The sequence below is a fragment of the Halopenitus persicus genome, assembly GCF_900107205.1.
In the GTDB taxonomy this organism is placed as follows: domain Archaea; phylum Halobacteriota; class Halobacteria; order Halobacteriales; family Haloferacaceae; genus Halopenitus; species Halopenitus persicus.
This window is the reverse complement of record NZ_FNPC01000002.1, coordinates 96119-118951: the sequence shown is the minus strand read 5'-3', so window position 1 is coordinate 118951 and position 22833 is coordinate 96119. Positions and strand designations below refer to the sequence as shown.

The following is a 22833-nucleotide window of genomic DNA, read 5'->3' as shown; positions in this document are numbered from 1 at the left end:
CACGTCACATCCGATCCGGCCCCGTCGGCCGATCCCGCGTCATAACGATCCCGCTGACCAGCATCAACAGAGCCAGGGCGACCATCCCCGCATCCCAGCCCATTCCGGCGGTCATCCCGCTCCCGCCCATCATCCCGCTCCCGTCCATCATTCCGCTCCCGCCCATCATCCCGCTCCCGTCCATCATTCCGCCGCCGCTCGTTCCGCCGGCCAGGAGGCCGATTCCGTACAGAGCTTGAAGGAGGAGCATCACGGCCGCGTAGCCGACCATCAACGGTCCGCTGACGTCGCCGAGCCGGGTGGCGGCGTCCGTGAGCAACGCGACGCCGTGGACGATCACGACGACGCCGAGCGATCCCATGATCCAACCGCCGACCCCCGTTCGTGACCCCGTCGTGGCGCTCGCGACGGAGTACAGGCCGGACGTGACGGCGATCGCGGCGCCGTACAGGCGCGTGTTCGAGACCATACCCGTGGATACGGGGACGACTCGTATAGAAACACGGGGGGAACCGTCACGACACCGCGGTCCGGAGGGTTCCGAAGAGCCGGAGGATTATCACTACGGGGTCCGTTGGGACGATGATGAGCTTCGACGCCGAACGCGTGCGGACGGTAACCTTCGACTCGTACAGTACGCTCGTGGACGTGGACGCGGCCGAGTCCGCCCTCGCCGACCGCGTGGCCGACCCGGAGCCGGTCTCGAAGCTCTGGCGGGCGCGGTCGATCGAGTACACCTTCGTCGCGAACCATCTCGACGCGTACCAGCCCTTTTATGAGATGAACCGGGACGCGCTCCAGTACGCCCTCGACGCCCACGGCGTCGACCTCCCGCGGGAGGAACGCGACGAGATCCTCGCGGTCTACCACGAGCTCGACGTCTTCGCGGACGTCCGCGAGGGGATCGAGCGGCTCCGGGACGCCGGCTACGACTGTTACGTCGTCTCCAACGGAAACCCGGAAATGCTGGCCTCGATGGTCGACCACGCCGACATCGGCGACCTCGTGGCGGACACGATCAGCGCCGACGAGGTCCGGACGTTCAAACCCGCCGCCGAGATCTACCGCCACGCGGCGGCGCGAACCGGGACGCCGATCGACGCGATCGCCCACGTGACGGCCGGCTGGTTCGACGTCCAGGGGGCGAAACACGCCGGTATGCAGGGCGTCTGGGTCGACCGGAAGGGGTCGCCGTGGGAACCGTTCGGTTCCGATCCGGACCTGATCGTGGAATCGCTCCACGAGCTGGCCGACGCGCTGGACGGGGCGTAGCGCGGGGTCGATCCGGCGCTCGGTCACACCAGCGCGGGGTCGATCACACCAGCGTGGGGTCGATCCGGCGGCCGACGAGGAGGAGCCCGGCGACGAGCAACACGACGGCGACCGGCACCAACAGCTGGAACGCCGCGACGATCGCCGCGCTCGCCTGGACTCCGATGACGAGCAGGATCGTCGGGCCACAGCAGGCGGCGCCGGACAGCAGCGCCGGAACGCCGGCCAGAAGCCCGGTCGAGGATTCGAGCCCGCAGGCGCGCGGTTGGACCACGCCCAGATACGCGAGCGCGGCGTTCGCCCCGACCAGGAGCGCGAGGACCGTCCCGACCAGCACGTTGAGGGGAGCGAACAGGTACGTGACCGGGCCGACGGAGACGACGGCGATCGCGCCGAACCGAAGGAACCCGAGGCGGGCGACCGCTCGCGAGAGGTCCGCCGCGGTCCGGATCGAGACCGTTTCCGCGTCCCGGCCGACCAGCGAGAGGTCGCCGACGGTGACCAGATACAGGCAGAGATACCCGACGGCGACGCCGAAAAGGAGGCTCCCGGAGTCGCGCCGCTCGAGAGCGACCGCGAGGGCGACGCGAGTCCGAGCGAGGACGCCGGCGTCGGCGTGGTCGGCGTGGTCGGCGTGGTCGGCGTGATCGGCGTGGTCGGCGGGGCTGGCGGCCGACGGATCGGGCTCAGTCATACAGGGTCGTCTCGGGGTAGAACCCGCGCCAGGCGAACCACATCGCGTCGAACGCGAGGAGCCGTTCGAGCGGGAGGTCCGCCGGCGGATGCGTCCCGCCGTCCGGTCCGTGGACCCGGCCCCGCCGGTAGTCGAATGGACGGGCGTCGGGGTTCGAAAACACGTAGCCCGTATCCAGGTTCGGATCGTAGGTCGCCACGACGGAAGTGCCGGCGAGGTCGCCGTGGACGAGCTTCGCGTCCCGGAGGCGGTTCTTCTCGACGGCGAACGCGCCCGCGGTCGTCCGCGCGCCGATGACGACGCGTTTGGGCTCGAGTCGCTCGTCGGAGGCGAGCGGCGGGAACATCGGCGAGGATTCGGGCTCGTAATACCCGAGACGTGGGTTGTACGTCCCGTACGGGTCCGTATCGTAGTTCCGCGCGAAGCCCGTCTCTCGCGAGAGAACCCGCGTGTCGGGGTGCCGATCCACCCACCGCTCCCACGTCGTCCAGATCAGCCGGAACTCCCGGAGCGACCGCGTCGCCGGCGATTCGTTCCACGGCCCGGGGATCGCGGTCGCGAGCACCTGCGGCCACCACGTTTCGGTGGCCCGGTCGTACATAATCAGGTTGTTGTTCACCAGGCGGCCGGAGACGCCGAAGGTCGTGTCGCCGCGTTCGAACCCCATCGCGGTTCCGGTCAGCGGACAGTAGGTGACGCTGACCGGAACGCCGTCGACGACGTCGTTGCAGATCTCGTGGGAGACGAGTATCGACTGCGGGTAGGCCTTGATCGCGTCCCCCCTGACGAGGCCGAACACCGGGTCGCCGGGGTTCAACCGCTCGGCGGCCGCCGCGGCGGTGACGAACTGCGGGTCGTCGATCGCGGGGATCCCGTCCTTTGGCGGCCCGCCGGAGATCGCACGGTTCCGGAGCGACGACGCGTCCATCGGGAGCGGCAGCGTCTCGTCCCGCGTTGGCGGTCCGGAGCGCTCAGTGGCCGACCGATCGGACGACCCGTCGCCCTCGTTCGGGGAGTCGGTCGGGGACGCGGAGCCGGCGCTCCCGATCCCTCGGTCGCCGAGACATCCGGAGAGGGCCGTGACTCCGGCGCCGGCACTGACGAGGGCGGCCCGTCGCGTCACGCCATTTGTCATACGTTACCGTACGGCTTCCGGAGGCAAAAGGACGTCCTAACCCGGACGTAACCGCGGTTCGCGCCCATATCTGCGTGGAACGACGTTCTTCGGCGGAACGGAAGGGAACGGACCTCGACCCGTGGCCAGTCGGGCGGCCCGCGGCTAGTTGGGCGGAGCCAAATGCTGGACGCCCCAATCCCGCATCGAATAGATCACCGGTTCGAGGGACCGACCGTGGTCGGTCAGCGAGTACTGCACGCGAAACGGCTTCTCGCTGATGATCTCACGCTCGACGAGCCGGTTTTCCTGCAGGTCCTCGAGGCTGTCGGAGAGCACCTTGCTCGAGATGCCGTCGACGGCGTCCTGGAGCTCGTTGAACCCGCTGGGACCGTGCTCGAGAAGCCGGTGGATGATGACCGGGTGCCACTTCTTGCCGATGAGCGTCGCGGTGGTGGTGACCGGACACCAGTCCTCGCCGGCACACCAGACCTCCAGGCGTTCGACGGCGTCGTCCGGATCGACGGCGTCGGCCGAATCGACGTCGTGATCGTTGCCGTCGCCGTCGTCCGAATCGGGTGGATCGCCGGGGGGAGACGGGTCGGACATACCGGATCGTTGGGCCGCATCCTGCATAACGATTCCCTCGGAAAAGTCGGTTGAGAGTGGCTGTCGAGTCGGACGGACGAGGTCTCACCACGCCAGCAACGGACGCAGCAGTCGGACGGTGGGCGGCGTCACCGGAGGTACTCGACCGGCGGATCCTCGCGATCGAACTCGCCGATCGATCGGGTGCCGAGCCACCAGACGCTCGTCCCGAGAACGGCCCCCCAGAGGACGTGCCCGACGAATCCGAGCGCCGAGAGGTTCGGGAGCGCGGTGGGCAGCCCGACCAGCGAGAGCCGGACGGGCATGATCGGGCCGGCGGCGACAAGCCGGAGGACGATTCCCCAAAGCACGCCGGCGGTTCCGACCGAGACCGGGTTTCAGGCGTGTCGACGGAGTCGCGACCACGAGCAGCCCGCGGCGAAGAACCGAGTGATCGCGAACCCGAGCAGCGCGACGACGAAGCCACGATACCGTATCCAGGTCGGGAAGCCCATAGGTCACCGTCGGCCGATGGTGTACGCAGACACCCCGACCACATCAATGCGCGGGCGGCGTGGACGGTGCGGTCGCGAACCGCGCTCGGTCAGCCGAACAGCCGCTCGAGGATCGACCGGTCGCCGGGGCGTTCGGTCAACAGCACGGAGCAGTCGACGCGATGGATCACGTCCATGTGTAGCGAGTCGGTCAACAGCCGCGAGAGCAGCCCCTTCTCGGTCGCGCCGATGAGCAGGAGCGTGCTGTCGCTCGCCTCGCGCTCGATGGCGGCCTCGACGTCGCCGGAGTCGTCGACGATCGTCTCCGCGTCCGTCAGTCCGTGGTCGAGGGCCCACTCGGCGAGGAACTCCTCGCCGGCCTCGCGCTCGTCGGGACCGTCGACGACGTGCAGCAGCGAGACCTCGGCGTCGGCGACCGCCGCGATCATCTCCGCGACCTCCGCGCCCAGGGACGAGTTCGGGCCGCCGGCCGTCGGAACGAGGATCCGCGAGACGTCGAGCCCGCGGTCCTTCACGATCAGGAAGTCGCTTGGGAGGCGGTTCGTCAGCTCGGTGAGCGGGCGCTCGGCGCGCGCGTCCGTCCAGAGCCGGTCCTCCCCCCACCCCATCAACACGAGATCGGGGTCGGTCCGACGGGCGGCGTTGAACACCTCCTCGAACGAGCGGTTGGTGATGACCATCGACGTCTCCAGGCCCGCGTCGTAGTCTGCAGCGACGTCCCGGAGCGGCTCCATCAGGCGGTCCGACTCCTCCATCACGCGCTGGCGCTGCCCGTAACTGGGGTCCGCCGAGCGGCGGCCCGGCGTCTGGATCACGTGGACAGCGTGGACGATCGCGTCCTCGCGAGCGCTCGCGATGGTGCAGGCCAGCTCGATCAGCCGCGATTCGGTCCGCGGGTTCGCGATCGGCACCATGATCCGGTAGGTGCCCTCGCTCGAGAGTCCCTGCTCGGAGGGGTCGAGCATCGGAACGTACGACCGGCCGGCGAGGCGGCCGAACAGCCACTCACGCGGGGTGAGCCGGCGCTCGATCCCCTCGAACCGGGCCGACTCGAGGCGGTCCTCGCTGGTCTGAAAGTAGTTCACGAGGGTGACGAGCGCGACGCCGCCGACGGTGTTGCCGATCAGGACCGGGAGGACGAACCCGGTGAGGCCGGCGAGGATCCCGAGCTCGCCGTGCAACAGCAGGTAGAACGCCTCCGCGAAGGAGACGACGACGTGGAAGAGTCCGCCGAGCGGGACCGCGAGGAAGGCCAGATAGGTCACGACGACCCGGGAGATCGTGTCCCGCGCGCTGAACCCGACCCAGACGACGCCGGCGACGATGAGGCCGGCGAAGACGGCCTTGGAGAACAGCGCCCACGCCGACGTTTCGACCCCGTGCCGGCCGAGCTCCATCGCCTTCTCGGCGGCCGCGGGGTCGAAGACGTTGCCGTAGACGAGCACCAGGGTCCCGAGCGCGCCGCCGGTGAAGTTCCCGATCAGGACGATGCTCCAGTGGCGGAGCAGGGCGGGGAGGCTGGCGATCCGTTCGAGGGTCAACGCCACCGGCGGCAGGGTGTTCTCGGTGTACAGCTGGTAGCCGCCGATGATGATGTAGATGAACCCGAGCGGATACAGCAGGACGCCGAGCACGGGGTGGTCCGTCGACGCCGAGAGGGACGCGTACAGCAGGAAGGTGATGCTGATCGCGAACCCGGCCGCGATGCCGCTGAAGAACAGCTCTCGGCCCGAGGAGGTGACCTCCTCGTCGGCCGCAGCGACGATCCGCTGGAAGACCTCGTCGGCCGAGAACCGGTCGCGGACCGCCTCGCCGACCGCGGGCGCGCCCATCCGCGAGCGTTCGACCGCCTGCCGGACCGACTCGTCGAGATCGCTTGGGGTCGGGGGGTCGTCCGGCTCGTCCCGTCCGTTTCGGTCAGGGGGGTCGACGTCGGAGTGGTTCTCGAGATCCGTGTGTTCCGGGTCGGCCATTATCCGATCCCTGATGGCGCGCCGACTTGAAGGTCACCGTCTCGCCGAGACTTGAAGGTCACCGTCTCGTCGAGGGTTCGGTCGCGGGCGCACGGCGCCGATTGCGCTGGATTCCGCACCGATCCCCGAACGGACGGCGTCGGCTACTCCCGAGCGCTCCGATCACGGCTCGGACCTGAGCCAGTCGGGGACCCATCGCTCGCGTCGCCCGCCTCCGACCGTCCGTCGGTCCCGGAGCCGGCATCGGCGACGTCACGGCTCCGATCCGAACCGCCAGTCGAACCCGTCTCGACGGCGGCGCTCGAACCGATCCGGTAGGCGAGATAGATCCCGACGAGCGGGACGATCGCCAGCAGCGGCGAGGGCTGAAGTTCGTAGAACGGCGGCATCAACCAGTTCAGCAGCCGGAACCCGGCGCCGATCGAAACCACCGCCAGACCGGCCGCGGCGAGACCGCTCGGAAGGCCGGCCCGCTCGCCGGCCCCGAGCGCGACGCCGAACCCGGCGGCAAGGGCGGGAAGAACCACGAGGAGCCCGTAGACCGTCTCCGTTTGCACCGACACCCACGCGAAGACGGCCGCTCCCAGCAGACCGAGGACGGCGCCCAGGACGATGCCGGCGACGATCCCGCCGCCGACCAGCCCCTCGGGGAGCGACGCGTCGGATCGGTCGGCGTCGGCGGACGTCCCCTCGGCTGCGGCAACGACCGCCTCCGGTTGGGGGATCCCCGCGGTGGCGGTCCAGGCGAGGTAGGTCCCTGCGGCGGTCACGACGATCGCGATCGGGCTGACCGTCACGAGAGCCACGAGGAGACCGAGCACGTACCAGACCGCACCCGCCGCGTGGACGACCGGCGAACGCTGGGGGAGCCCGAACCCGTGGCCGAGATAGACCGCGCCGGCAACGATGCCCCAGAATCCGAGCGCGGGGAACCCCCATAGTCGAACGCCGACGAGCAGCGACGAGAGAACGAGGAGCCCGCCGAGCGCGTAGCTCAGGTAGCTCAGATAGGTGAGCCGCTCGTGGCCGGCCTCCCGCGGATGGACGAAGACCGGTTCGACCGCGAGGAGGTCCCGAACGTCGCCGGGACCCTCGATCTCCGCGTTCCGGAGCCGGGCCCTGATCTCGGCCATCGACATCCGGCCGTCATCGACCTCGCCGGCGACGTCGTCGGAGGGATCCGCGGTGCCGCCGGCGCGGGCGGCAGCAGGGGTGGATCCGCCGGCCGCGGCTGCGCGCGAGTCGCTCCGCACCGACTCGGCATACTCGTCGAGGAAGACGATCTCGGTCCCGCCGCGAGCTCGCAGCCCGACGCGGAGGACCTGTCCCCCGCCGATGACGATCGCGATCGCGCCGAGGCTGGTCGTCAACAGCGAGAGCCCGCTGAGGGTGAACAGGGTCCAGCCGACGATCCCCGCGATCCACGCCTCGGTGGCCCCGTAGGTCCGGATACCGTACCAGGCGAGCCCGAACCAGGCCGTCGTCACGAGAAGGGTCGTCGTCCCGCCCAGCGCCGTCGCGGCGAAGACGAGGAATCCGACGACGATCCCGAGCGGCGTGCCCGAGGCCGCGGCCGTGAGCGGCGAGGCGACGGCCGAGACGACGAGGAAGAACCCGAGGATCGCCGTGAGGTACTTGTTCGCCCTGTTGAACTCCCGGAGGTGGCCGCGGGACGCGGCCGCAGGGGCAGCGGCGTCCCCGGGTTCCGAACGTGTCTCGGGGTCCGCGTTCGATCCCGCCTCTCCGCGGCGTCCCGTGCCGGAGCGCGTGGCGCGCGTGTCACTCGCTGCCCGGGAGCGCCGGTCGTCGACGAGATAGCGGCGCGCGATCCGCGAGGCCGCCCACGTCAGGAACGCGACCGCGGTCACCGCGGGCGGCACGAGCAGCACCGCGGTTCCGAGGACGGGCACGTCCAGTGCGCCGACGCCGAGCGCGTAGAATCCGACGATGACAACCACCGTCATTCCGAAGCCGATCAGCGCGACCGCGCCGGCGAGCTTCGCGAGCCATCCGAGTGCCGTGTTCCCCCAACCCATACTCGGAAAACGTTGTTCCTTCACAAAAAGTTTTGAGCGTGGAACGACCGCGAGGGCGGTCGAATGACCGCTGAGGAGGGAACGCCGGCACCCAGCGAAGCACGTTGGCCGCTCCTTTAGGGCCTTCCCGCAGCCACGTGCAACCGTGGCGGTCGTTGCGCCGCTTCGACAACCCCACACCAGTCAATGGAGACACCACGATGAACTATGACGCATTCCTCGGCGAGGTACAGCACCGACTGGAACTACCCGATGAAGGGCACGCGGCGAAGATGACGCGCGTCGTCTTGAACACGCTCGGGGAGCGACTCGGCGAGGGAGAGGCGGCGGACCTTGCGGCTCCACTCCCGATGGAGATCGATCGCTTTCTGACCGAGTCCCGCGGCGGCCAGCAGTTCACCTACCAGGAGTTCATCGACCGGGTCTGCCGGCGGGCCGACGTCGAGGAGGCCGACGCGCACTTCTACGCCCAGGCGATCGTCGCGCTGGTCGCGGAGTGTGCTACCGGATCCGAGATGCAACAGGTCCAAGAGCAGCTTCCCGAGGACTACGAGGAGCTCTTCGAGTTCACCGAGCAGGAAGCCGTCCCGTGGTGATCGCCGAGCGACCGACACGGCGAGACGGGGTCGTCAGGTGAGCGAGACGGGGTCGTCAGGTGAGCGAGACGGGCTCGTCAGGTGAGGACGGAGACCGTCGAGTTAGGACGCGAGCTTTTTTCGTCGGCCACGGTTGCTCCGGTATGGATCTGGGCTGCTTCACCGCACACGAACAGTACCCACCCGGCCGCCTCCTCGAGCACGTGGCCGCCGCGGAGGCCGCCGGCTTCGACGCCGTCTGGACGAGCGACCACTTCCATCCCTGGTGGCACACCGGCGCCGAGTGCGGCGCCGCCTGGCCCTGGCTCGGATCCGCGCTGGAACGGACCGACGACGTCCGGATCGGGACCGGCGTCACCGCGACCGTCGGCCGGTACCACCCGGGGCTGGTCGCACAGACCTTCGCGACGCTCGGCGCGATGTATCCCGGACGGGTCCACTGCACGCTGGCGACCGGCGAGGCGCTCAACGAGAAGCCGCTGGGCTACGACTGGCCGCCCTACGCCGAGCGGCGGCGACGGTTGATCGACGCCTGCGAGATCGTCCGATCGCTGTGGAACGGCGAGGTCTGTGACTACGAGGGCCACCACTGGGAGACCGACGACGCGAAGCTCTACACGCTGCCCGACGAGCCCGTTCCCCTCTACGTGGCCGGCAACGGCCCCGAGACGGCGCGCGTCGCCGGGCGGTACGCCGACGGCTTCCTCACGCTTGCGGACGTCGAGACCTACCGCACGGAGTTGGTTCCCGCACTCGAGGAGGGCGCTGCCGAGGCCGACCGGAACCCCGAGGAGATCGACCGGATCCGCCAGTTCAGCGTCTCGTACGCCGAGAACTACGATGACGCGCTCGACGCCGTGGAGTTCTGGACCGGCTCGATGGCCGTCGACTTCGACGACGACGTTTACCATCCACCACGGATCGAACAGCTTGCGGAGACGGTGCCACGGGAAAAGTGGACGGAGTGGGGCCTCGTGACGACCGAGATCGAGGACGTCCGGGCCGCGATCGATCGACACCGCGAGGCCGGGTTCGACGAGATCGAGTTCCTCTCGACGAGCCCCGACCAGGAACGGTTCATCGAAGCGGTCGGATCGCTGACCGCGATGACGTCATAAGCGGTGCAACGGAACGTCGCCGCGTTCGAGGGCCGCCGACCGACGAGGCCGTCGATCGGATTAGGCAGCACATTTATATGGGGAATTCGTCTGCGATCGATATGACCGAGAATCGACACGAATGGGCGCTGTCGGTCTCGGATCTCACGACGTTCGTCTCCGGGGCGGTGCTCGTGGTCGACGGAGAGGGGCGACTTCGTCGTGCAGACGAGGAGGCGACGGCGCTGTTCGGTCTCGAGAGCGGTCGGTCGGGCCGGCCCTCGATGCCGACCTTCTACGACGCCGACGGCGACCGGCTCCCGCCCGAGAAGCGGCCGACGGACCGTGCGGTCGAAACCGGCACACCGGTTGAGAACGTGGAGTGTGTCGTCGAGACCGCGGACGGGCGACGGCGCGTCGTCGTCGATGCGGCGCCGCTGGCTGGCGGGGGGACGGAGACGCGCCGAGGCGCCGTTCTCACCGTGGATCCGGTGACAGGGACGGACCAGGACGGAACCGATGGTCCGCACACGAGCGCCCACCACGTCGATCCACCGCCGGAACCGGAGACCGTCCTCGAGCGCGCCACCGACGCGTTCGTCGCTCTCGACGACGAGAGCCGTTTTACCTACGTCAACGAAGCGGCCGAGCGGCTGTTGGAAACGGCCGAATCGGAGCTGCTGGGGACCAGGGTCCGGGAGGCCATCCCCGGGACGGAGGACGCCGAGATCCAGGACCGCATCGAGGCCGTCCGGAGGACGGGCGAACCGCAGCGGGTCGAGCTGCACGACGAGGTCCTGGATCGTCGTCTCGCGGCGCGCATCTACCCGGACGACGACGGCCTCAGGGTGTACTTTCGGGACGTCACGGAACGTGAGAACCGTAAACGCGAACTCGAGCAGTACGAACGGATCGTGGAGACCATCGACGACGGCGTCTACGTGATGGACGAGGAGGGACGCTTCGTGATGGTCAACGACGCCTACACCGAGCTCACGGGCTACGACGAGGCGGAGTTGCTCGGCGAACCGGGCACGAAGGTCGTCAGCGAGGAAACCGCCGAACGGGCCCGAAGGCTCCACGACGAACTGGCGGGCGGGGAATCCGCACGGCTCGAAGCCACCGTCGAAACCGCCAGCGGAGAGGAGATCCAGGCGGAGGCGACCTTCACCCTCCTCGAGACCGACGACGGGACGAACAAGCGGATCGGCGTCGTTCGCGACGTTTCCGAGCGCAAGGCCAGGGAGCGCGAACTCGCGACGCGGTCCCGCCAGCAGGCCGCGGTCGCCGACCTCGGCAGGCGTGCCGTCCAGCCCGAGGGGCTCGACGCCTTCCTCGATCGGGCGACTCGCGTCGTCGCGGACGTCCTGGACACCGACTACTGCAAGGTCCTGGACCTCGACGCCGGCGCGGAGGAACTGCTGCTTCGCAACGGCGTCGGTTGGGATCCCGGCGCCGTCGGCGAGGCGACGGTCTCGGCGACGGAGAACCTCTCGCAGGCCGCCTACACGCTCGGCCAGCGGGAGCCAGTGGTCATCGAGAACCTGGCGGCCGACGACCGGATCGACGGCCCCGACCTCCTGACCGACCACGACGTCGTCAGCGGCGTCAGCGTCATCATCGGTTCCGTCGAGGATCCGTGGGGTATCCTCGGCACGCACGACACCGACCGACGCTCCTTCGCGGAACACGACGTCGAGTTCGTCCGGAGCGTCGCCACGCTCATCGCGTCGGTGATCGAGAACCACGAGCGACGGCGCCGGATCGAGGAGAGTCGCGAGCGCTACCGCACGCTCGTCGACAACTTCCCCAACGGGGCCGTCACGCTCGTCGACGACGACCTGCGGTACTCGCTGGTCGGCGGAACGATCCTCTCGGACCTCCCGATGACCGCCGACGCCCTGGAAGGCGAGGCCGTTCGCGACGTCCTCTCCGACGCGCTCGCCGAGGAGCTCGTGCCGGAGTACGAGGCGACGCTCGAGGGCGAACGGCGGTCGTGTGTGACCGAGAACGACGGGGTCGTTCGCAAGATCCACACCGTTCCGGTCCGGGACGAGGCGGGTGCGGTCACCGCGGCGATGGCGATCTCCCAGGACGTCACCGAGCGCCGCAAGCGCGAGCAGCGACTCCGGGAGCAACGCGAACAACTCGACGTCCTCGCGGAGATCAACGTGCTCGTCCAGGACCTCTCGGAGGCCGTCGTCGAACAGTCCCACGTCACGGACGTGCAGTCGACGATCCGGGCCCACCTCGAGCGCTCGCGGTTCTACGCGGCGTCCTGGATCGGCGAGGTGGGGCCCGACCGCGCGACGATCGAGCCGGTGGCGGGAAGCGACGCCGCCACGCTCCCGCTCGACCCGCCGCTGTCGATCGAGTCCGACGCCGCCTCGCCGACCGCGTTGGCGGCGCGCCGCGGCGACACCCAGGTGGTCTCGAACCTGGACGATCGCGCCGACGGGGAGGACGCTGCGTGGGCCGGTCCGCTCGCCGACCGTGGCTTCGAGTCGATGGCGGCGATCCCGCTCAACTTCGAGGACACGCTCTACGGCGTGTTGACCGTCTACACCGATCGCGACGCGATCCCGGACCGCGAGCGGCGATCCCTGGACCGTCTGGGGACCATCGTCGCCCACGCGATCCGGTCCGTGACGCGCGAGGAGCAGCTCCGCCGGAGCGAGGAGCGCTACCGCACCCTCGCGGAGAACATCCCCGGGGGATCCGTCGCGATGGTCGACACCGACTGCACCGTTCAGGCGATCGCCGGCGGCCTCGTGGACGACCTGGATCTCGATCCCCCCGCCTTCCGTGGTCGGCGTCCGACGGACGTCGAGACGCTCAGCGACGAGAGCGGACGGCGGCTCGAGGACGCTCTCGAGGCGGCGCTGAGGGGGGAGCGCAGATCGATCGACATGCGGAACGAGACCGGCGCGTTCGAACTCCGGACGCTCCCGGTCCGGAAGGAGGACGACGAGATCGTCGGCGCCATGGCGCTCGTCCGGGACGTTACCGACCGCGTCGAGCGCACCGAGGCCCTCCAATACGAGCGCGAGCGCCTCGAGTTCCTGATCCGGCTGGTGCGACACAACCTGCTGAACAGCCTGAACCTCGTCGACGCCCGGCTCGCGATGGTCGAGGGAAGCGTCGAGGCGGACGTGGTCGAGCACCTGGAGACGGCAAAGAATCGGACGACGGAGATGATCGACCTCGTCGAAACCATTCGGGGACTGACCCGCGTGATGGCCGGTGACGAACCCGACGACCTCGAGGCGATCCCCGTCGACGAGCTCCTCGCCGACCAGGTCGAGTCGGCGGCGATCACCTTCCCCGACGCCGAGTTCGAGACCGACTCGCTGCCCACGACCGAGGTGATGACCGACGGCCTCCTGGAGGAGGCGGTCGAGAACGTCATCCACAACGCCGTGCAGCACAACGACGAGTCGACGCCGCGGGTCTCCGTGACGGCGAGCGCGGACGAGGACGCGGTGACGGTGTCGATCGCCGACAACGGGCCGGGCATCCCCGACCACCTCGTCGAGAGCGTCTTCGAGCGGGGAGCAAAGGGGTTCGAGAACCCCGGCACCGGCTTCGGGCTCCACATCGTCCGGGAAGTCGTGGAGTCCTACGGCGGTTCCGTTGCCGTCGACGACAACGATCCGGAGGGCGCGATCGTCCGGTTGACGCTTCCACGAGCAACCTGAGCGGGAGCGTTCCGCGAGACCTGAGCGGGAGCGTTCCGCGAGACCTGAGCGGCGTGGCCGCCTCAGCAAACGCGTTCGAGATGTTCGACGAACGCCGAACGACCCATCGGTTTGGTGAGATAGGTCTCGACGTCGTCGTCGCTCAGGTGGTCGTCGCCCCGATACGCGCTGAGAACGAGGACGGGGACGTCCGGACCCTCCGCCGCCAGGCGATGGACGACCTCGGGCCCGGAGAGCTCCGGCATTCGCCGGTCGAGGACGAGGGCATCGACCTCCTCGTCGAGCTCCTCGATGGCCTCCCGGCCGTTCGTTGCCTCGCGGACGTTCCACCGGTCGTCGGCGAGCCAGATCGAGAGCGTCTCGCGGTAGGCATCGTCGTCGTCCGCCAGGAGAACGGTGAACGTCTCGTTCTCCGTCCGATCCCCCTTCGCCGTGTCGGGACCGGAACGGGGCTGGTTTTCCGCCGTCATTCGCGCCTCGAGGGTGATCGCGAGGTCGTACTTCGGATGGGAGATCCGGGGAGCCATCGCAGTCCCGCGCCTCGAGGACCCCGGCTGAACGGACCCGACCCGGACGCGTACACTAGCGAACTGCGCACTAATTTGCGGAATCATCAGGACGAGTAATAAAGCTTACCTCGGTGACGAACTGCACAACGGCGGTGAGGTGGACGACGACCACCCGCGCTCGACGGCGGTCGGGTCGCGTTCGACGACGGTCGCGGTGCGCTTGACGGGGGCGGGTCGCACTCAACGGCGGTCGTAACACCCGCAGAGCGGTTCGGCGGCGGTTAGGGACGCTTTTTAATTCCCGGACTCCGTGAGGCCCGGGCAACCCGGTTCTCCAGCGATGCTTTCGACCGTCCTTCTGCTACTGCTCGGACTCGCCGCGCTGATCTACGGCGGGGAGACGGTCGTCGACGGTGCGAGCGGCCTCGCCCACGGCCTCGGGGTCACCCGGCTGTTCGTCGGCGTCACCGTCGTCGCGGTCGGAACCTCCCTTCCCGAGATCGCCACGGCGGTCTACTCCGGGATCTACGGAGCGCCGGAGTTCCTCGTCGGCCACATCGTCGGCTCCGCGACCTCCCAGATCACCGTCGGGGTCGGGATCGTCGCGCTCGTCTCGCCGCTCGTCCTCGATCGCGCGAAGCTCAGGCTCTACGGCGGCGGGATGCTCGTCGGGATGACGCTCATGGTCGCAGTCATCCGGTCGGGACGGGCGACGCGCCCGGAGGGCGCCGTGCTGGTGGGCAGTTACGTCCTCTTTCTGGCGCTGACCTATCAGGAGATGGAGCTTCACGAGTCGGCGGCCCGCCGGGTGCGGGCTGACGCCAGCGTCGCCCGGACCGTCGCCCGGCTCGGCGGTGGACTCGCGCTCCTGGTTGTGGGCGGGCACTTCCTCATCGTGAACGGCCGCGAGGTGGCCGTGGCCCTCGGCGTTCCGCAGCTGCTCATCGGGCTGCTCACGGGCCTCGGAACGACGTTACCCGAGATCGCCGTCGCGGCGCTGGCGGTTTCGAAGGACCGTCACGGCATCGCCGTCGGGACGCTCTTCGGGAGCAACGTCACCGATCCGCTGTTTTCCTTCGGCATCGGCGTCCTCGTGAGCGGCTTCACGTTCGCCGACGTCGATTTCGTCCTCGGCTCGGCCCTCTATATGCTCGTCGTCTCGACGCTGGTCGTGGGCGTGTTCTTCGTCCGGAGCGAGGTGGGTCGGGCCGAGGCCGCGGCCTGCATCGCCCTGTACCTCCCGACCTTCCTCGTCTGAGCGCACGGGATCCGAGGGCACGAGATCCGAGGACACTAGAATCGGGGACTCTCGGGATTCTCGACGACCGCGAACTGCTCGACGGGGTCCTCGAGTTCGTCCATCCTGTCACCGATCGCCGCCTTCTTGCGCTCGATGCGCTCCTGAAGTTGGCGTCTGGCCTGCTCGATCACCTCGCCGTCCCGGGGCTCGAGGGCGCTGTGCTTGGAGGCCAGCCGGAACAGCTCCTGAAGCTCCTCGTCGAGGGTCCGGCGGTGAGCGAGACACTCGACCGTCTCGACCATCGTCGACCTGTCGATGGGCTTGGTCAGGTACTCGTCGAAGGGGAGATCGAGGACGTTCTCGTCCGGTTCGACCGCGGTCAGCATCGAGATCTGGTAGGAGCCGTCGCGCTCGCGAGCCTTGCGCAACACCGCATCACCGGGAATGTTCGGCATCCGGCGATCGAGCACGACGACGTCGATTCGGGGATCGAGCGCCGCCAGAGCCTCGTCCCCGCCGTAGGCGGTCTCGACGTCGTAGTCGTCCTGACGGAGCCACACGGAGTAGGTGTCAGCGAGGTCCGCCTCGTCCTCGACGATCAGGACGGTCGTGTCCGAGGCGACGCCGCCGGTCGGGGCATCGACCGAGTCAGTCATCGGCGCGTCCCGTGCCAGCCGGTTCGACGGGGCGGTCGGTCCCGAGCCGTGCAGTTCAGTCGAGGCTGCATGGTCCACCGTTCGCCACAAGTCATCCTATACCATATGCCTATATCATTAGGTGATCGACCGGCGGAGTACGGACGGCGCCGACCCCGGCGACCGGCGTCCTCGACGACCTCGAAAGGATGCATCGTGGTCATTCGGGATTCATCGCTGGCGAGTTATTTTTATGTGGGTGAATCGAGACGTAAGGCACAACCACGGGGGAATACGAATGAGCAACGAGCCGTCCGCCGAGACCGGTGTCGACGCCGCGCAGGAACAACCGGTCGTGCTCGTCGTCGACGACGACGAGGACATCGCGGACACCTACGCGATGTGGCTTCGTGACCGCTTCGACGTCGTCACGGCCTACGGCGGCCACGAGGCGCTGGAGCGGGTCTCCGAGGACGTCAACGCGGTGTTACTCGACCGCCGGATGCCGAATATGCCCGGCGACGAGGTCCTCGAACGGATCCGGGAACGGGACCTCGACTGCCAGGTGGCGATGCTCACCGCCGTCAAGCCGAACAGCGACCTCGTCGACCTCCAGTTCGACGAGTATCTCACGAAGCCGGTCGCCAAGTCCGACGTCGTCGGCGTGATCGAGGACTTGCTCCTCCGTGAGGACCTCGACGAGGAGACCCGGGAGTATCTCTCCCTCAAGTCGACCGCGCGGACGCTCGAATCGCAGGATTCCGATACGATCCGGGACCCCGAAGCGGTCGATCAGGTGAAAGCCGAGGCCGAGGCGGCGGCCGAGAGCCCGGTCGTCCAGCGGGAGACCGCCGAGCTCGAACGGCTGCGGTCGGTCAACGAGCTGCTCCGATCGGTGAACCGCGCCGTCGTCGACGTCGACTCGAAGGAGGCCCTCGCCGAGTCGGTGGCGGAGCTGATGACCGAGAAGCTGCACTACGACCACGCGCTGGTCGGCGAGTACACGACGGCCTACGACGAGCTGTTCCCGGAAGCGGTCGCCGGCAGCGATGGAGACCTCGACTCCGTCTCCTGTGAGCCCTCGGGACCGATCCGAACCGCGCTCGACGAGGGCGACGCCCGGCTCGTCGATCCCGGCACGCACCAGGATCACGCGGTGGGCCGCCTCACGACGCGGCTGGCCGCGGATGACGCGCTCCGGACGGCGCTCGTGGTCCCGATCAACTATCGTGACTCGATCCGGTTCGTCGTGGTTGCCTGGGCCGAAAACGAGACGGAACTCACCGATCGCGAGCGCTCGACCCTGCGGGAGGTCGGGACGACCGTCGGCAACGCGATCGACTCGATCCAGACCCAGCAGCTCGTCGAGGACGACAGCATCGTCGAGCTCGAGCTCAAGGTCACCGACGGCTCGGACTTCTTCGTCGACCTCTCGATGACCCACCGCTGTCGCGTCGAACTCGAGGGGGTCCACCGCAGTTCCGGCGAGGGGATCGTCTGTTACGTCACCGTGACGGAGGCGCCGACCGACGACGTGATGGAGCACCTCGCGGACGCCGAGGGCGTCGACGGCGCGCGCGTCATCGACGACCGCGGCGACGTCGTGCTCGTCGAATGTCGAGTTCACGACGGCTCGATCGTCTTGGAACTCCTCGAGACCAGCGGCAACGTCACGCGCCTGGTCGCCGACGACGGCGAGGGCCACCTCGACATCGAGTTCGCCTCCGACGTCGATCTCCGGACCGTCCTCGAGACGATACGGGAGGACTTCCCCGACGTCGACCTCGTGAGCAAGCGCAACGTCGAACGGTCCTACGAATCCGTTGAGGGCTTCCGCGCGACGCTCGAGTCGACGCTCACCGAGCGCCAAGACACGGTCATCACCGCTGCCGCCAACGCCGGATACTTCGACTGGCCGCGCAAGAGCACGGCCGAGGAGATCGCGGAGAGCCTCGGGATGGCGCCCCCGACCATGCACGAGCACCTCCGCGAGGCCGAACGGAAGCTGGTGGACATCTATCTCGAGGAGACGAGCAGCGGCGATCGGCGCGGTGCCTGAACGGGAGTCGCGGCGGCTGCGACGTCACGATCCGCCGGTGCCGGCCGTTCCGGTCGAATCCACGGTTGATTCGACGTTGGTCACGGTGACGGCGTAGGTCTTCGGCCCGAGGACGTCCGTCGCCGACGTGACCGTGTTACTGCTCGAATCCTTGAGCGTGACGTCCATACTGAGCGTCACGTCCGTGTTCGTGCTCCCGCCGTCGGTCGTCGCGGCGAAGTTCGACGCGGACAGGGCGCCGCCGTTGTTCGATAACAAGCTGATCTCCGGAAACGTATGGTCCACCGAACCGCTCTTGCCGGGACTCGGCGCCGAAATCGAGTACGGCGTGCTCCCGACGGTGCTCTCGCTCGTTCCGGATGATGCCACCGACCACGTCGCCTGGATCTCGGCAACTGCGGTCTCTTGCCCGTCCCAACTCACGGTGATGTCCGGCGCGATCGTAAGCGACGTGAGCTCTCCATCGTTGCTGGAGACGGTCACGTCGTCCGCCGACAGTCCCGTCGCCGCGACCGCAGGCTCCGACGAATAGACGAGCAGTCCGCCGCCGGTGATCAATGCAAGCGTCGAGCCACCACCAGCTCGTAACACGGTTCGTCGGGTGAGTTCCACCATCGTAATTGACGTGTCAATCTCCAGGATAAAGCGAGCGTATCCTAACTGTGTTGCGGCTGGAGGCGAACTCGTGTCGCGGATGGACGCGGAGCGGAAAGCGACGCCACCGGACCGGAGCCCGGGGACGCCGACGCCGGCGGTCGATGATCTCGAACGCGTCGATCCCACAGGCTTGCCAGCCCTACACACATAGGATGGCCCACTATTCCGATGGCAGTGGGTCGAACGGTATGGTCAAGCGTCACGGTCCGATCCCGGCGTACCGTATCCGACCCTGCCGGCGGGTCGCCGAGCAGACCGAGAACGAGCAGCCTGAGACCGAGCAACCCGAGGACCGTCGTGCGCGGACGAGCGGCGACCGCCGTGGTCGACGGAGGACCCGATGAGCGAGTGTCGGAACTGCGGGGCCTTCGTCACCGACCGATACGCGAGCGTCTTCACGCCACGGGACGTCGACCAACCACGGGTGTGTCCGCGCTGTCCGGACAGAACCCGGACCGGCGGCGACGTCCGCGAGATCCGAGGGACACGGTCCGGCTAAAGCCGACCGATGGAACCGACGATCATCGCCCTCGGCGGCAACACGCTCGTGTCGAGCGACGACGCCGACTACGCCGAACAGCTGCGGCGGGTCCGCTCGACGGTCGATCGTCTCGAGGGCGTCACCAGCACCGGGCGGACGATCGTCTGGACCCACGGAAACGGCCCGCAGGTCGGCCGGCAACTTCTCGAACGGGAGGTCGCGGACACGCCCGCCCGCCCCCTCGATGCGCTCGTCGCGGCGACGCAGGGCCAACTCGGCTATCTGCTGAGCCACGCGCTGGACGCACATCACGACGAGGCCGTCCCGGCGGTGACCACGCGCGTCGTCGTCGACCCGGACGATCCGGCCTTCGAGGAGCCGACCAAGCCGGTCGGTCCGTGCTACGATGCGGCGGAAGTCCGGGAGAAGCCCTTCGAGACCGCTCCGGTCGAGGGCGGTGCCGACACGTATCGGCGCGTCGTTCCCTCGCCGCGTCCACGGCGGATCCTCGAAGCGCCGACGATCGAGCAGCTCGTGGAAACGGGGCAGTCCGTCGTCTGCTGTGGCGGGGGCGGGATCCCCGTGGCGGACCGCGGTGACGGCTTCGAGGGACAGGCAGCCGTCGTCGACAAGGACTACACGTCAGCGCTGGTGGGCCGCCATCTCGATGCGGACGAGCTGGTGTTCGTCACCGACGTCCCCTGCGCGTACCTCGACTACGGCACTGACGCGCAGGAGCCGATCGGCGAGGTCGATCCCGGCACTCTCCGGAAGTACCTCGAGCGCGGCGAGTTCGGGGCGGGGTCGATGGGACCGAAGGCCGAGGCGTGCGCCTCGTTCGTCGACGAGGGCGGGCGGCGGGCGGTCATCACACAGCCCGAGGACCTCGACGACGCGCTCGACGGCGCGGCGGGGACGCAGGTTCGGTGACCGGTCACGGCAGACCCAGGTCGGTAGCGTACCGGTCCACCAGCGCCTCGAACGAGGCGTCGTGAAGCTCAGTGCGGTAGTTGACCCGCACGATCGGCGTGTCGACGTCGATCTGATGCGACAGGTCGTGGGGCGTCCCGGCGAGCACGAGGTCACAGTCCACGGCCCGGATCGTCGCCTCGAGATCCCGCAGCTGCTCGTCGGTGTAGCCCATCGCGGGGAGACAGTCCCCGAGGTGCTCGTGGCGCTCGAAGACCGCCGCGATCGACCCAACGGCCGCGTCGCGGGGATCGACGAGTTCCGCAGCGCCGTACTTCTCGGCAGCGACCGTGCCCGCGCCGGTCGGTGCATCACCGTGAGTGAGCGTCGGACCGTCCTCGACGGCCAGAACGCGGGCCCCCGTGACGCGATCGGGGTGATCGACGGTGACGACGGAGTCGGCGTGGCGGATCTCGGCGTCGGGGTTCACGTCCGCGACCGACTCGACGACGGTCTCGATCGCGTCGGCGTCGGCGCCGTTCTCCTTGTTCGAGATGACGACGTCCGCCATCCGGAGGTTCGTCTCCCCGGGATGGTAGCGACGCTCGTCGCCGGCCCGCAACGGGTCGACGAGGACGACGTGGAGGTCGGGGTCGTAGAAGGGGAGTTCGTTGTTGCCGCCGTCCCAGAGCACGACGTCGGCCTCCCGGGCGGCGGCCGCGCCGACCGCGCGGTAGTCGACGCCGGCGAAGACGACGTGGCCGTCGTCGAGGTGCTGTTCGTACTCCTCGCGTTCCTCGATCGTGACGCCGGCGGCGTCGAGATCGTCGTAGTCGGCGAACCGGCTGACGCGCCGGGCCTCGAGGTCGCCGTAGGGCATCGGCTCGCGGACGATCCGGACCGCGACGTCGCGCTTCTCCAACGCGCCGGCGAACCCGCGGGTGACCTGGGACTTGCCACAGCCAGTCCGGACGGCGTCGACGGCCAGGACCGGCACGTCGAGGTCGATCTGCATCGCCTCCGGGCCGACGAGACGGAAGTCCGCGCCGGCGCTCATCGCCCGCGAGGCCGCGTGCATAACGTGGTCGTGGGAGACGTCGGAGTAGGAGAAGACCACCTGGTCGACGTCGTGGGTCTCGATGAGCGACTCCAGGTCGGCTTCGGGCTCGATCGGGATGCCGTCGGGATAGCCGGAGCCGGCAAGCGACGCCGGGTACCGGCGGTCCGTCCCGGCGGTCGCCGCCCCGAGGTTCTGACCGGGCGCGCGGGTGAACGCGACGACCTCGGCGTCCTCCCGCCCCCGGAAGACCTCGTTGAAGTCGTGGAAGTCCCGGCCGGCAGCCCCCATAATGAGTACACGCATACCGTCCGATTCGGGCTCGGGCCCAAAGTGGATTGGCCAAATGGCGACGCGAGTGTCGAGCGTTCGTGTCGCCAAGCGCCACCCGGCCCCAGGCACTCGGCGGCCGCACCCCCGGCTCGAACGATTGCGGTGCCGGCGAATCGACGGTCGCTGCCCGCTCAGGGCGCTGGGTCGGACGAAAACCGCGGAGAGGGGTGGGTGTGGGAAGTGGCGATCGGTGGTGCGGGAGACACCGTCGCCGTGCCGGTCACGTTGGGTGCGACGCGACCCGCAACCGGATGTCTACCCGTGATGCCAATAAAAAGGAAGCCAAATCCGGAGGCGTTCCGCCGCTCGTCGAATCGACGTCGAGCGGCCAAGAGGCGTCGAGCGAGCGATCCGGCCCCGGAAAATCACAGGTACCGTTCCGGATACCGGTCCCCGCGGTCCGCCAGCGGGATGACGACGACGTCGTCCGACTCGAAGACTCCGCGATCGGAGAGTCGCTCGACCAACGCGAGCGCGCCGCCGCTGGAGGGGCCGACGCGGAACTCGCCGTCGACGCGGAGTTCCTCCCTGACGAACGATCGCGACCACTGGCCGGGGTCCTCGATCCGGATCCGCCGGTCATCGTAGCGGCGCCGGAGCCGGCGTGTGGCATCGTGGGCGGTCTCCGTGCCGAGAAACGTCATCGTCTCCACGACCGCGGGATCGTACGTTCCCGGGACGTAGTGGCCCGCCGTGTGCATATGCTTGCAGCCCGCGATGTCGTGCTCGTCCGTCGCCGGCTCGTAGCCGTGGACGTCCACACCCCGGTCGCGAAGGGCGGTCCCGACGCCGACGAGCGTGCCGGCAGTTCCGGCGCCGGCGACGAAGTGGTCGACCGCGCCGTCGGTCTGCGCCCAGATCTCCGGGCCGGTCGTCCCGGCGTGAACGCCGGGATTGGCCGGATTTTCGTACTGGTCCAGGTAGCAGTAGCGGTCGGGATGGCCCCCGGTCCGCGACCGACAGGCCTCCACGTAGGCGTCGTAGCCGAGGTCGGCGTCGATCCGAACGAGCTCCGCCCCGGCAGCCTCCATCGCCGCCACCTTCCCGCCGCCGGCGTCGTCGGGGAGAACGATCTCGACGTCGTAGCCCCGGGCGGCGCCGAAGCGGGCGACGGCCGCGCCGGTGTTCCCGCTCGAGGCTTCCAGGAGCGTCCGGTCGGCGAGCGGCTCCGGACCGGCCTCCGCCGCGAGCAGCATCGACTTCCCGATGCGGGACTTGATCGACCCGCCGCCGTGGGGCATCCCCGCTTGGTTGAACCACTCGACCTTCCCGTACACCGTCGGCGACGACGGTCCCTCGAGTTCGATCAAGGGCGTGTTTCCGACCGCACTGAGATCGGCTGTCGCTGCCATGGGCGTCCTATGGCGTCC

At 68.8% G+C, this 22833-nt stretch carries 20 protein-coding genes; 8 read left to right on the top strand and 12 right to left on the bottom strand.

Annotation, left to right across the window (positions count from 1 at the left end; all coding sequences use genetic code 11):
- Window positions 1-4 precede the first annotated feature (4 nt).
- A complete protein-coding gene (locus BLV25_RS03570) occupies window positions 5-469 on the bottom strand; it encodes a hypothetical protein (protein ID WP_092730921.1) in 465 nt (154 codons plus the stop codon).
- A 116-nt stretch (window positions 470-585) separates the two neighbouring features.
- On the opposite strand from BLV25_RS03570, the gene BLV25_RS03565 reads away from it, so the two are divergent.
- On the top strand, window positions 586-1272 hold the full coding sequence (locus BLV25_RS03565) for a haloacid dehalogenase type II (protein WP_021075268.1): 687 nt from the start codon (window positions 586-588) through the stop codon (window positions 1270-1272).
- Window positions 1273-1315: 43 nt separating this feature from the next.
- On the opposite strand, the gene BLV25_RS03560 is transcribed toward BLV25_RS03565, so the two are convergent.
- From BLV25_RS03560 to BLV25_RS03540, 6 genes are all read right to left on the bottom strand, one after another.
- Window positions 1316-1966, bottom strand: a complete 651-nt coding sequence (locus BLV25_RS03560) for a hypothetical protein (RefSeq protein ID WP_176819432.1) — start codon at window positions 1964-1966, stop codon at window positions 1316-1318.
- Window positions 1959-3101 carry a DUF3179 domain-containing (seleno)protein gene (locus tag BLV25_RS03555; RefSeq protein WP_092730919.1) on the bottom strand — a complete coding sequence of 381 codons (1143 nt, stop codon included), beginning with the start codon at window positions 3099-3101 and terminating at the stop codon, window positions 1959-1961. The genes BLV25_RS03560 and BLV25_RS03555 overlap by 8 nt, the downstream gene beginning before the upstream one ends.
- Window positions 3102-3245: 144 nt before the next feature.
- Window positions 3246-3689, bottom strand: coding sequence for a winged helix-turn-helix transcriptional regulator (locus BLV25_RS03550; protein WP_021075265.1), 444 nt, complete (start codon window positions 3687-3689; stop codon window positions 3246-3248).
- 128 nt (window positions 3690-3817) lie between these two features.
- Window positions 3818-4039, bottom strand: a complete 222-nt coding sequence (locus BLV25_RS16655) for a hypothetical protein (RefSeq protein ID WP_143114381.1) — start codon at window positions 4037-4039, stop codon at window positions 3818-3820.
- 233 nt (window positions 4040-4272) lie between these two features.
- Window positions 4273-6156: a formate/nitrite transporter family protein gene (locus BLV25_RS03545; protein WP_021075262.1), complete on the bottom strand. Its 1884-nt coding sequence runs from the start codon at window positions 6154-6156 to the stop codon at window positions 4273-4275.
- 143 nt (window positions 6157-6299) lie between these two features.
- Window positions 6300-8192: a hypothetical protein gene (locus tag BLV25_RS03540; protein ID WP_092730917.1), complete on the bottom strand. Its 1893-nt coding sequence runs from the start codon at window positions 8190-8192 to the stop codon at window positions 6300-6302.
- 200 nt (window positions 8193-8392) lie between these two features.
- Between BLV25_RS03540 and BLV25_RS03535 the strand changes: the two genes are divergently transcribed.
- From BLV25_RS03535 to BLV25_RS03525, 3 genes are all read left to right on the top strand, one after another.
- Window positions 8393-8788, top strand: a complete 396-nt coding sequence (locus BLV25_RS03535; protein WP_092730915.1) for a DUF2267 domain-containing protein — start codon at window positions 8393-8395, stop codon at window positions 8786-8788.
- A gap of 143 nt (window positions 8789-8931) precedes the next feature.
- On the top strand, window positions 8932-9906 hold the full coding sequence (locus BLV25_RS03530) for a TIGR03557 family F420-dependent LLM class oxidoreductase (protein WP_092730913.1): 975 nt from the start codon (window positions 8932-8934) through the stop codon (window positions 9904-9906).
- A 101-nt stretch (window positions 9907-10007) separates the two neighbouring features.
- The gene (locus BLV25_RS03525; RefSeq protein WP_176819431.1) at window positions 10008-13583 is read left to right on the top strand and encodes a PAS domain-containing protein; all 3576 of its coding nucleotides are present in this window, start codon (window positions 10008-10010) and stop codon (window positions 13581-13583) included.
- Between the two features lie 62 nt (window positions 13584-13645).
- On the opposite strand, the gene BLV25_RS03520 is transcribed toward BLV25_RS03525, so the two are convergent.
- Window positions 13646-14110 carry a response regulator transcription factor gene (locus tag BLV25_RS03520; protein ID WP_303645822.1) on the bottom strand — a complete coding sequence of 155 codons (465 nt, stop codon included), beginning with the start codon at window positions 14108-14110 and terminating at the stop codon, window positions 13646-13648.
- Window positions 14111-14432: 322 nt separating this feature from the next.
- Here BLV25_RS03520 and BLV25_RS03515 point away from each other — a divergent pair, with 322 nt between their 5' ends.
- The gene (locus BLV25_RS03515) at window positions 14433-15350 is read left to right on the top strand and encodes a sodium:calcium antiporter (protein WP_092730908.1); all 918 of its coding nucleotides are present in this window, start codon (window positions 14433-14435) and stop codon (window positions 15348-15350) included.
- Between the two features lie 35 nt (window positions 15351-15385).
- On the opposite strand, the gene BLV25_RS03510 is transcribed toward BLV25_RS03515, so the two are convergent.
- The gene (locus BLV25_RS03510; protein WP_092730906.1) at window positions 15386-16066 is read right to left on the bottom strand and encodes a response regulator; all 681 of its coding nucleotides are present in this window, start codon (window positions 16064-16066) and stop codon (window positions 15386-15388) included.
- 199 nt (window positions 16067-16265) lie between these two features.
- Between BLV25_RS03510 and BLV25_RS03505 the strand changes: the two genes are divergently transcribed.
- The gene (locus tag BLV25_RS03505) at window positions 16266-18026 is read left to right on the top strand and encodes a bacterio-opsin activator domain-containing protein (protein ID WP_176819430.1); all 1761 of its coding nucleotides are present in this window, start codon (window positions 16266-16268) and stop codon (window positions 18024-18026) included.
- A 24-nt stretch (window positions 18027-18050) separates the two neighbouring features.
- Here the strand turns inward: BLV25_RS03505 and BLV25_RS03500 are convergent, their stop codons facing one another.
- On the bottom strand, window positions 18051-18641 hold the full coding sequence (locus BLV25_RS03500) for a hypothetical protein (protein ID WP_143114380.1): 591 nt from the start codon (window positions 18639-18641) through the stop codon (window positions 18051-18053).
- A gap of 382 nt (window positions 18642-19023) precedes the next feature.
- On the opposite strand from BLV25_RS03500, the gene BLV25_RS17250 reads away from it, so the two are divergent.
- Both BLV25_RS17250 and BLV25_RS03495 read left to right on the top strand, forming a co-directional pair.
- A complete protein-coding gene (locus tag BLV25_RS17250) occupies window positions 19024-19182 on the top strand; it encodes a DUF7563 family protein (protein ID WP_176819429.1) in 159 nt (52 codons plus the stop codon).
- Window positions 19183-19191: 9 nt separating this feature from the next.
- Window positions 19192-20094 carry an amino acid kinase family protein gene (locus tag BLV25_RS03495; RefSeq protein ID WP_092730900.1) on the top strand — a complete coding sequence of 301 codons (903 nt, stop codon included), beginning with the start codon at window positions 19192-19194 and terminating at the stop codon, window positions 20092-20094.
- 4 nt (window positions 20095-20098) lie between these two features.
- On the opposite strand, the gene BLV25_RS03490 is transcribed toward BLV25_RS03495, so the two are convergent.
- Window positions 20099-21436, bottom strand: a complete 1338-nt coding sequence (locus BLV25_RS03490) for a hypothetical protein (RefSeq protein ID WP_256335643.1) — start codon at window positions 21434-21436, stop codon at window positions 20099-20101.
- A 392-nt stretch (window positions 21437-21828) separates the two neighbouring features.
- Entirely contained in the window at window positions 21829-22815 is a 987-nt protein-coding gene (locus BLV25_RS03485) for a PLP-dependent cysteine synthase family protein (protein WP_092730896.1), read from the bottom strand.
- Between the last annotated feature and the right edge of the window lie 18 nt (window positions 22816-22833).

Excerpts from the sequence above, each read along its gene's own strand:
- BLV25_RS03555 (WP_092730919.1), bottom strand. The coding sequence starts at position 3,101 with ATGACAAATGGCGTGACGCGACGGGCCGCCCTCGTCAGTGCCGGCGCC.
- BLV25_RS03495 (WP_092730900.1), top strand. The coding sequence starts at position 19,192 with ATGGAACCGACGATCATCGCCCTCGGCGGCAACACGCTCGTGTCGAGC.
- BLV25_RS17250 (WP_176819429.1), top strand. The coding sequence starts at position 19,024 with ATGAGCGAGTGTCGGAACTGCGGGGCCTTCGTCACCGACCGATACGCG.
- BLV25_RS03485 (WP_092730896.1), bottom strand. The coding sequence starts at position 22,815 with ATGGCAGCGACAGCCGATCTCAGTGCGGTCGGAAACACGCCCTTGATC.
- BLV25_RS03490 (WP_256335643.1), bottom strand. The coding sequence starts at position 21,436 with ATGCGTGTACTCATTATGGGGGCTGCCGGCCGGGACTTCCACGACTTC.
- BLV25_RS03530 (WP_092730913.1), top strand. The coding sequence starts at position 8,932 with ATGGATCTGGGCTGCTTCACCGCACACGAACAGTACCCACCCGGCCGC.
- BLV25_RS03520 (WP_303645822.1), bottom strand. The coding sequence starts at position 14,110 with ATGGCTCCCCGGATCTCCCATCCGAAGTACGACCTCGCGATCACCCTC.
- BLV25_RS03515 (WP_092730908.1), top strand. The coding sequence starts at position 14,433 with ATGCTTTCGACCGTCCTTCTGCTACTGCTCGGACTCGCCGCGCTGATC.
- BLV25_RS03550 (WP_021075265.1), bottom strand. The coding sequence starts at position 3,689 with ATGTCCGACCCGTCTCCCCCCGGCGATCCACCCGATTCGGACGACGGC.
- BLV25_RS03560 (WP_176819432.1), bottom strand. The coding sequence starts at position 1,966 with ATGACTGAGCCCGATCCGTCGGCCGCCAGCCCCGCCGACCACGCCGAT.
- BLV25_RS03500 (WP_143114380.1), bottom strand. The coding sequence starts at position 18,641 with ATGGTGGAACTCACCCGACGAACCGTGTTACGAGCTGGTGGTGGCTCG.
- BLV25_RS03545 (WP_021075262.1), bottom strand. The coding sequence starts at position 6,156 with ATGGCCGACCCGGAACACACGGATCTCGAGAACCACTCCGACGTCGAC.
- BLV25_RS03525 (WP_176819431.1), top strand. The coding sequence starts at position 10,008 with ATGACCGAGAATCGACACGAATGGGCGCTGTCGGTCTCGGATCTCACG.
- BLV25_RS03505 (WP_176819430.1), top strand. The coding sequence starts at position 16,266 with ATGAGCAACGAGCCGTCCGCCGAGACCGGTGTCGACGCCGCGCAGGAA.
- BLV25_RS03535 (WP_092730915.1), top strand. The coding sequence starts at position 8,393 with ATGAACTATGACGCATTCCTCGGCGAGGTACAGCACCGACTGGAACTA.
- BLV25_RS03565 (WP_021075268.1), top strand. The coding sequence starts at position 586 with ATGAGCTTCGACGCCGAACGCGTGCGGACGGTAACCTTCGACTCGTAC.
- BLV25_RS03540 (WP_092730917.1), bottom strand. The coding sequence starts at position 8,192 with ATGGGTTGGGGGAACACGGCACTCGGATGGCTCGCGAAGCTCGCCGGC.
- BLV25_RS03570 (WP_092730921.1), bottom strand. The coding sequence starts at position 469 with ATGGTCTCGAACACGCGCCTGTACGGCGCCGCGATCGCCGTCACGTCC.